The sequence below is a fragment of the Zeimonas arvi genome (genome assembly GCF_008039575.1).
Lineage (GTDB): Bacteria > Pseudomonadota > Gammaproteobacteria > Burkholderiales > Burkholderiaceae_E > Zeimonas > Zeimonas arvi.
In genome coordinates this window covers 594,066-601,217 of record NZ_VDUY01000003.1, presented here as the reverse complement: position 1 = coordinate 601,217, position 7,152 = coordinate 594,066, and the positions used below count along the sequence as shown (strand labels likewise).

Here is a 7,152-nt window from a genome sequence, read left to right as displayed (position 1 = left end):
CTGGGGACTCGATCCCCCTGAAGGGTCGTTCTAGACCAGGACGTTGATAGGCTGGGTGTGGAAGCGCAGTAATGCGTTAAGCTAACCAGTACTAATTGCCCGTGAGGCTTGACCCTATAACTTTGCATGACAAGCAGCGCTTGATCCGCAACGTTGTTCGGTGCAACTCACAACTCTCTTGCGTGTACCCGCACGCAAATCAAGCCGATCGTCACCCACGATCGCTCCGCCTGCCCCAAAACGCAGGCGGCCCAGACAGCAAGACTGTCTCGATAGCTTCTCTCCGAATTGGCACTCGCGTGGCCCCGGGCAACCGGACCACGAGAGCGCAACCAGCCATGCCTGATGACCATAGCGCGGTGGAACCACCCCTTCCCATCCCGAACAGGACCGTGAAACGCCGCAGCGCCGATGATAGTGAGCACCTCGCTCGTGAAAGTAGGACATCGTCAGGCACTCTCAACGCAAAAAAGCCACCCCTCGGGGTGGCTTTTTTGTTTCAACAGCGCGATCGCGCGAACGGCCCTCGCTCGCGCGACTCGGGTCCGGGGCCGGCGGATGGCGCCGGAGACGCGGGCTACTTCGATCTCTTCGCCGGCTTTGACGTCTCGACGCGCCGTGCGACCGTGGAGGCCGGTTCGTCGCCGGCATCGGTCCCGGGCTTGACTGCTGCATAGGGGGGCGTCGTGCCGCGCGCCGCGGCGCGTCGGACGGTTTCGCGCAGCCAGGCATGCCCGGGGCGGGTGGCTCGGCGCCCATGCCAGATGCTGTCGACGTTGACCTTCGGGAGCTGGAAGGGCATCGGCCGAGTCTCGAAGGCGTAGCCCATGCCGGTGGATGCCAGGAAATGTGCGGGCAACACGGTGAGGAGGTTGGAGTTGGCCACCACCATGCCGGCGGTGAAGAACTGATTGACGGTCAGCAGCACGCGCCGACGGCGATTGAGTGCGGCGAGCGCCTCGTCGATGAAACCGAAGGGCCGGCCGGAGAAGCTGACCAGCAGGTGATGGGCGCCGCAATAGGCGTCGAGCGTGAGCTCGCCGGCGGCCAAAGGGTGGTTGCGCCGCATCACGCAGATGTAGTCGCTGCTGTACAGCTGCTCGTTGCCGAACAACCCGACCGTGTCCTCGTGCTCCTCGGCGGCGCCGATCGCGGCGATCGCGGCGGGAAAGTAGCCAATGGCCAGATCGATGTCCTGGGTTTCGAGCAGTTGGCGCGGGTCGCGTGTCGTGAGCGGGAGCACACGCAGGGAGACGCCGGCCGCCTCGCTCTCGATGATGGAGACCATCGACGGCACGAGCAGGGCGGCGGTGGCGTCTGCCATCGCAATGGTGAAGCTGGCGCGGGACTCCGCCGGCACGAACTCGCCGGGGGCGAAGGTGCTTCGCAATTGCGCCAGGGCGTCTCGCACCGCGGGCCACCACTGGCGCGCCGCCGGCGTGGGCTCGACGCCGTGTCCGGCGCGGACCACCAGCTCGTCGTCCAGGGCGTCGCGCAGGCGGCGCAAGGCGTTGCTGACCGCGGGCTGGGTCATCGAGAGCTTGTGGGCGGCGCGGGTCAGGTTGCGCTCCGCCATGATCTCGTCGAAGACCCGGAGCAGGTTCAGGTCGAGCGTTCGGAAGTTCATCGTAATTCCAGCAGGATATTCACAGTGTCAATGAATATCATGCAAAACATCAATTGGAAATATGGCGCCAGATGTCGATAATAGCGTCATACCGCAGCGCAGCATTTCGATCCCCGAAGCGGCCAGACCCACGGACCGATCGAAGCGCAGCCCAGGAATTCGAACGGCGGCCGAGCCGACGTTCACCCAGTGTCTCCTCCTCCACCTCCTTGGTGGATTAAGCCCGGACCCCTCAAACGGTTCGGGCTTTCTTTTTGTGCGCCCGGAATCGGCGCGAGTCGCCTGGTCCGGTCGGCCATGTCCGGTCCGATCGGCTCTTTCCTGTCCGGTCGGCTATAGTCTGCGCTTTCACCGAGGCCAGCAGTCCGAAGGAGACATTCGCGATGACCGCACCCGCGGCGATGAGCCCGCCGGCGCCGCTGTGGCGGCCCACGGCCGACCGGATCGACAAGGCCGGCATCACCCGTTACCTGAAGTGGCTGAAGATCGAGCGTGGACTCGAGTTTCCCGATTACGAGTCGCTGTGGCGCTGGTCGGTCACCGAGATCGAGGCCTTTTGGGACTCGATCCGCGAATTTAGCGGGATGATCCTGCACAGTCCGGCGCGCTGCGTGCTGGCCGAGCGCAGGATGCCCGGCGCGGACTGGTTCCCGGGCGCCACGCTGAACTATGCCGAGCATGCGCTGCTCACCGCCCGCAGCCCCGATGCCGCCGAGCGCGTGGCGATCGTCTTCGAGTCGGAGCTGCGACCGCGCACCGAGATCACCTGGGCGCGACTGGCGGGCGAAGTCGGCGCGCTGACCGAAGCCCTGCGCGAACTCGGGATCCGGCCCGGAGAGCGCTGCGTGGCCTATCTGCCGAACATTCCGCAGGCTGCGGTGGCGGCGCTCGCCACGATCAGCCTGGGCGGCGTCTGGTCGAGTTCCTCGCCCGAGATGGGTCCGGTCAGCGTGCTCGACCGTTTCCGCCAGATCGCGCCAAGGGTGCTCTTCGCGGTCGATGGTTATCGTTACGGCGGCAAGGACTTCGACCGCCGCGACATCGTCCGCGAGCTGGTGGCGCAGCTTCCCAGCGTCGAAGCGGTAGTCTTCGTGCCCTACCTTGATCCCGAGGCACAACTCGATCTCGGGCCGCTTGCCGCCGAAGATGGCGCTCCGCGCACGTTGAGCCTGCGCCGCTACGACGACATCGTGGCCGAGCCGCGCGAGCCGCACTTCGAAGCGGTGCCCTTCTCGCATCCGCTGTGGATCGTCTACTCCTCGGGCACCACCGGCATGCCGAAGCCGATCGTGCACGGGCATGGCGGCACGGTCATCGAATCGCTGAAGGCGGCCGCGCTTCACACCGACATTGGCCCCGACGACCGCTTCTTCTGGTTCACGTCGACGAACTGGATCATGTGGAACTTCTGGTTGTCCACGTTGATGACCGGCGCCACGATGCTGCAGTTCGACGGCAACCCCGGCTATCCGGACCCCACCACGCTGTGGCGGCTCGCGTCGCGCGAGAAGCTGAGCTTCATGGGGATCAGCCCGGCCTTCATCGGCCTGTGCATGAAGGCAGGGCTGAAGCCGCGCGAGCAGTTCGACCTGTCGGCCTTGCGCACGATCGGTTCCACCGGCTCGCCGCTGACCGAGGACGCTTATCGCTGGCTCTACCGGAACGTGGGCGACGACCTGCTGATCGCGTCGATCTCGGGCGGCACCGATCCGGGCACGGCCTTCCTGACCGCCTGCCCGACGCTGCCGATCTATGCCGGCGAGATGCAGTGCCGCTGCCTGGGCTCGGCCGTCTACGCCTGGAGCGACGACGGCAAGCCGCTGCTGGGAGAGGTGGGCGAGCTGGTCTGCACCGAGCCGATGCCCTCGATGCCGCTGTTCTTCTGGGGCGACGATGACGGCCGCCGCTATTTCGAGAGCTACTTCGACACCTTCCCCGGGCCGCCCAACGTCTGGCGGCACGGCGACTGGCTGAAGCTGCTCGAGCGGCCCGAGTCGGTCACCGGTGTGATCTTCGGCCGCTCCGACTCCACGATCAACCGCCACGGCATCCGGATGGGCACCAGCGAGCTGTACCGGGTGGTCGAGGAGTTCGACGAGGTCGCGGACTCGATCGTCATCGACCTCGAGTACCTCGGGCGCGAGTCCTTCCTGGCACTGTTCGTGGTGCTGCGCGAACCCGGCAGCGGCGTGGCCGGGCCCGGTTCGAAGGGGCCGGCGCCGGACGGCGCCACCGCTGCCAGCCGCGATACTGGCGTCTCGGCCGATCTGCGCAAGCGCCTGCTCGACGCGATCCGGACCAAGCTCTCCGCCCGGCACGTGCCCAACGAGGTCTACGCGATTCCCGAGGTGCCGCGCACGATGTCGGGCAAGAAGCTCGAGGTGCCGGTCAAGAAGATCCTGCTCGGCCAGCCGGTGGAGAGGTCGGTCAACAGGGATTCGATGGCGAATCCAGGATCGATCGACTGGTTCGTCGCATTCGGGCAGGCCCGCGCCGGCTGATGGCTGGTTCCGCGGCGGCTCGCGCTTCGCACGCGAGCGTCGGTCATCGCCCGCTCAATGCGCGGGCCGCGGGCGCAGTGCCGGGCCCGCGGCTTCGTGCGATCCGCGGCCGTAGCGCTCGGGTCCCAGCCCCTCCGGGCTGATCTCCGGCCGCTTGCCGGCGATCTGGTCGGCCAGCAGGCTGCCCGAGCCGCAGGCCATGGTCCAGCCCAGGGTGCCGTGGCCGGTGTTCAGCCACAGGTTGCGCTGGGGCGCCCGGCCGACGATCGGCGTGCCGTCGGGCGTCATCGGGCGCAGGCCGGTCCAGAAGCTGGCGGCGGGCAGGTCGCCGGCGCCTGCGAACAGGTCGCCGACCACCATCTCGAGCGTGGCGCGCCGCTTCGGGTTGAGGCCCAGGTCGTAGCCGGCGACCTCGGCCATGCCGCCCACGCGGATCCGGTCGTCGAAGCGGGTGATCGCGATCTTGTAGGTCTCGTCCATCACGGTGGACACCGGCGCGCGGGCGGCGTCGACGATGGGCACGGTCAGCGAGTAGCCCTTGAGCGGATACACCGGCAGCGACAGCCCCAGGCCGAGCGCGAGCCTGCGCGAGAAACTGCCCAGCGCCAGCACGTACTGATCGGCCCGGCGCAGCGCGCCGTCCACGACCACGCCCTCGAGCCGGTCGCCGGCGCCGACCAGCGATTCGACGTTCCGGCCGTACTCGAAGCGCACGCCGGCCGCCTCGCACATCTCGGCCAGCCGCGTGGTGAAGAGCTGGCAGTCGCCGGTCTCGTCGCCGGGCAGGCGCAGCGCGCCGGCCAGCTTGCCGCGCACCCGACCGAGCGCGGGCTCGACGCGGGCGATGCCGTCGGCGTCGAGCAGCTCGAAGGGCACGCCCACTTCCTTCAGCACCTCGATGTCGCGCTGCGCGGCCGCGAGCTGCGAGGCCTTGCGAAACACCTGCAGCGTGCCCTGCTGCCGGCCTTCGTAGGCGATGCCGGTTTCCGCGCGCAGCGCGCGCAGGCAGTCGCGGCTGTACTCGGCCACCCGCAGCATGCGTTCCTTGTTCACCGCGTAGCGCTCGGCGCTGCAGTTGGCCAGCATCTGCGCGAGCCACTGCAGCTGGAACAGCGAGCCGTCGGGCCGCAGCGCCAGGGGCGCGTGCTTCTCGAAAAGCCAGCGCAGGGCTTTCGCGGGAATGCCGGGCGCGGCCCAGGGGGTCGAGTAGCCGGGCGAGATCTGGCCGGCGTTGGCGAAGCTGGTCTCCAGCGCGGCCGCGGGCTGCCGGTCGACGACGGTCACCTGCATCCCGGCCTTGGCCAGGTACCAGGCGGTGGTCACGCCGATCACGCCGCTGCCGAGGATCATCACCTGCATTGCCGACTCCGTGGGTTCGAGCTGCCTGCGCGGGCCCGCCGGGCAAGTCGGGGAGGGCGCCGCATCAACGAAGATTCTGCGGTCGACGCAGCAGGATTTGTTCGCGTATTTCTGGAGCGCACTAGAATTTCTCTGGTCGACAGATTTCAGGCAGGAGATTTTCATGCGTACCCGGATGCAAGCCGTGCGCGACCTCGATCGGATCGATCGCAACATCCTTCGCCATCTGCAGGCCGACGGCCGGATGTCGATGACCGAGCTCGCGGACAGGGTCGGGCTGTCGGTCACGCCCTGCAGCGAGCGCGTGCGGCGGCTGGAGCGCGACGGCTTCATCACCGGCTATCACGCCCGGCTCGATCCGCACGCGCTGGGCCAGCAGTTGCTGGTCTTCGTCGAGATCCGGCTGGCGGCCAAGTCGGGCGCCATCTTCGACGAGTTCCGGCGCGAGGTGCGCAAGCTGCCCTGGGTGCTCGAATGCCACCTGGTGTCGGGTGATTTCGACTACCTGATCAAGGCGCGCATCCCCGGCATGGAGGCCTACCGTAAACTGCTGGGCGACATGCTGCTCGGCCTGCCCGGGGCGCGCGAATCCCGAAGCTACATCGTGATGGAAGAGATCAAGGAAAGCCTGGAGCTGCACCTGCCGGAGCCGGGGGCGAACTCGTGAGCGCCCCCCGCATCGACGTGATCGCGCCCTCCGGCGCGCTGTTGTCGGCGGCGGGCTTCGGGGCGGGCGTCGCGCGGCTCGAGGCGCTGGGCTGCCGGGTGCGCAGCAGGGTGCCGGGCAGCCCCTGGCTGCGCTTCGCGGGTTCCGACGATGCCCGGCTCGCGCAGGTCCACGACGCTGCCCGCGCCGACGACGTGGACCTGGTGATGATCGCGCGCGGCGGCTACGGGCTCTCGCGCCTGCTCGACCGGATCGACTGGCCGCTGGTGGCCCGCTCGGTGGCCCGCGGCGTGCGCTGGGTCGGCTTCAGCGACTTCACCGTGTTCCAGTTGGCGCTGCTGGCCGGAACCGGCGCCGCGAGCTGGGCCGGGCCGGCGGTGTGCGGCGACTTCGGCGCGGGCGAGCCGGAGCCGTACATGCTGGCGCAGTTCGCCGAGCTGCTGCAGGGCCGGGCGCCGGTGGTCGAGTGGGCGGCCGACCCGCGCGCCGGGGACGGCGGCGACGGAGCCGGTGACGGCCTCGGCGCAGCGGGGCCCGGCGCGGCAGGCCTCGTTCTGCCCGCGATGCCTGCCGCGATCGAGGGCACGCTCTGGGGCGGCAACCTGGCGATGCTCGCGAGCCTCGCCGGCACGCCCTGGATGCCTGCCGTCGACGGCGGCATCCTGTTCGTCGAGGACGTTGCCGAGCACCCCTATCGCGTGGAGCGGATGCTGCTGCAGCTGCTGCACGCCGGGGTGCTGGGCCGCCAGAAGGCAATCCTGCTCGGTGCCTTCACCGAGTGGAGACCCGCCCCCCACGACAATGGCTTCGACTTGTCCACGGTGCGCGCGCACCTGGCCGATCGGCTGGGCATCCCGGTGGTCCCGGGCCTGCCCTTCGGGCATGTCCGGCGCCGCGCGGTGCTCGGGGTGGGGCTGCGTTACCGGCTCGAGCGCATGTCGGGGGACGTGGGCGCGGCCGCGTTCAGGCTGTCGGCCGCCTGAGCGGCGCCACGGCGC

6 protein-coding genes and 2 rRNA genes are annotated in these 7,152 nt (G+C 68.8%); 5 read left to right on the top strand and 3 right to left on the bottom strand.

The genetic code is table 11. From position 1 onward, the window contains the following. Window positions 1-116 (top strand): 23S ribosomal RNA (locus FHP08_RS10260); the annotation flags it as partial. Between the two features lie 225 nt (window positions 117-341). Then, window positions 342-455: ribosomal RNA gene (gene rrf / locus FHP08_RS10255) — 5S ribosomal RNA — on the top strand. 122 nt (window positions 456-577) lie between these two features. Here rrf and FHP08_RS10250 read toward each other — a convergent pair. Continuing rightward, window positions 578-1,627, bottom strand: a complete 1,050-nt coding sequence (locus tag FHP08_RS10250; RefSeq protein WP_147704338.1) for a LysR family transcriptional regulator — start codon at window positions 1,625-1,627, stop codon at window positions 578-580. 27 nt (window positions 1,628-1,654) lie between these two features. After that, window positions 1,655-1,813, bottom strand: a complete 159-nt coding sequence (locus FHP08_RS18435) for a hypothetical protein (protein ID WP_187272245.1) — start codon at window positions 1,811-1,813, stop codon at window positions 1,655-1,657. Between the two features lie 197 nt (window positions 1,814-2,010). Between FHP08_RS18435 and FHP08_RS10245 the strand changes: the two genes are divergently transcribed. Continuing rightward, window positions 2,011-4,128, top strand: a complete 2,118-nt coding sequence (locus FHP08_RS10245) for an acetoacetate--CoA ligase (RefSeq protein ID WP_147704337.1) — start codon at window positions 2,011-2,013, stop codon at window positions 4,126-4,128. A gap of 54 nt (window positions 4,129-4,182) precedes the next feature. On the opposite strand, the gene FHP08_RS10240 is transcribed toward FHP08_RS10245, so the two are convergent. Beyond that, on the bottom strand, window positions 4,183-5,487 hold the full coding sequence (locus tag FHP08_RS10240; protein WP_147704336.1) for a D-amino acid dehydrogenase: 1,305 nt from the start codon (window positions 5,485-5,487) through the stop codon (window positions 4,183-4,185). A gap of 163 nt (window positions 5,488-5,650) precedes the next feature. Between FHP08_RS10240 and FHP08_RS10235 the strand changes: the two genes are divergently transcribed. Further along, complete coding sequence (locus tag FHP08_RS10235; RefSeq protein WP_147704335.1) at window positions 5,651-6,154, top strand: winged helix-turn-helix transcriptional regulator; 504 nt, start codon at window positions 5,651-5,653, stop codon at window positions 6,152-6,154. After that, window positions 6,151-7,137, top strand: a complete 987-nt coding sequence (locus tag FHP08_RS10230) for an LD-carboxypeptidase (protein ID WP_147704334.1) — start codon at window positions 6,151-6,153, stop codon at window positions 7,135-7,137. The genes FHP08_RS10235 and FHP08_RS10230 overlap by 4 nt, the downstream gene beginning before the upstream one ends. Window positions 7,138-7,152 lie beyond the last annotated feature (15 nt).

Bases quoted from the DNA above. Each gene is read 5' to 3' on its own strand.
- FHP08_RS10250 (WP_147704338.1), bottom strand. From the start codon at position 1,627: ATGAACTTCCGAACGCTCGACCTGAACCTGCTCCGGGTCTTCGACGAG.
- FHP08_RS10245 (WP_147704337.1), top strand. From the start codon at position 2,011: ATGACCGCACCCGCGGCGATGAGCCCGCCGGCGCCGCTGTGGCGGCCC.
- FHP08_RS10240 (WP_147704336.1), bottom strand. From the start codon at position 5,487: ATGCAGGTGATGATCCTCGGCAGCGGCGTGATCGGCGTGACCACCGCC.
- FHP08_RS10235 (WP_147704335.1), top strand. From the start codon at position 5,651: ATGCGTACCCGGATGCAAGCCGTGCGCGACCTCGATCGGATCGATCGC.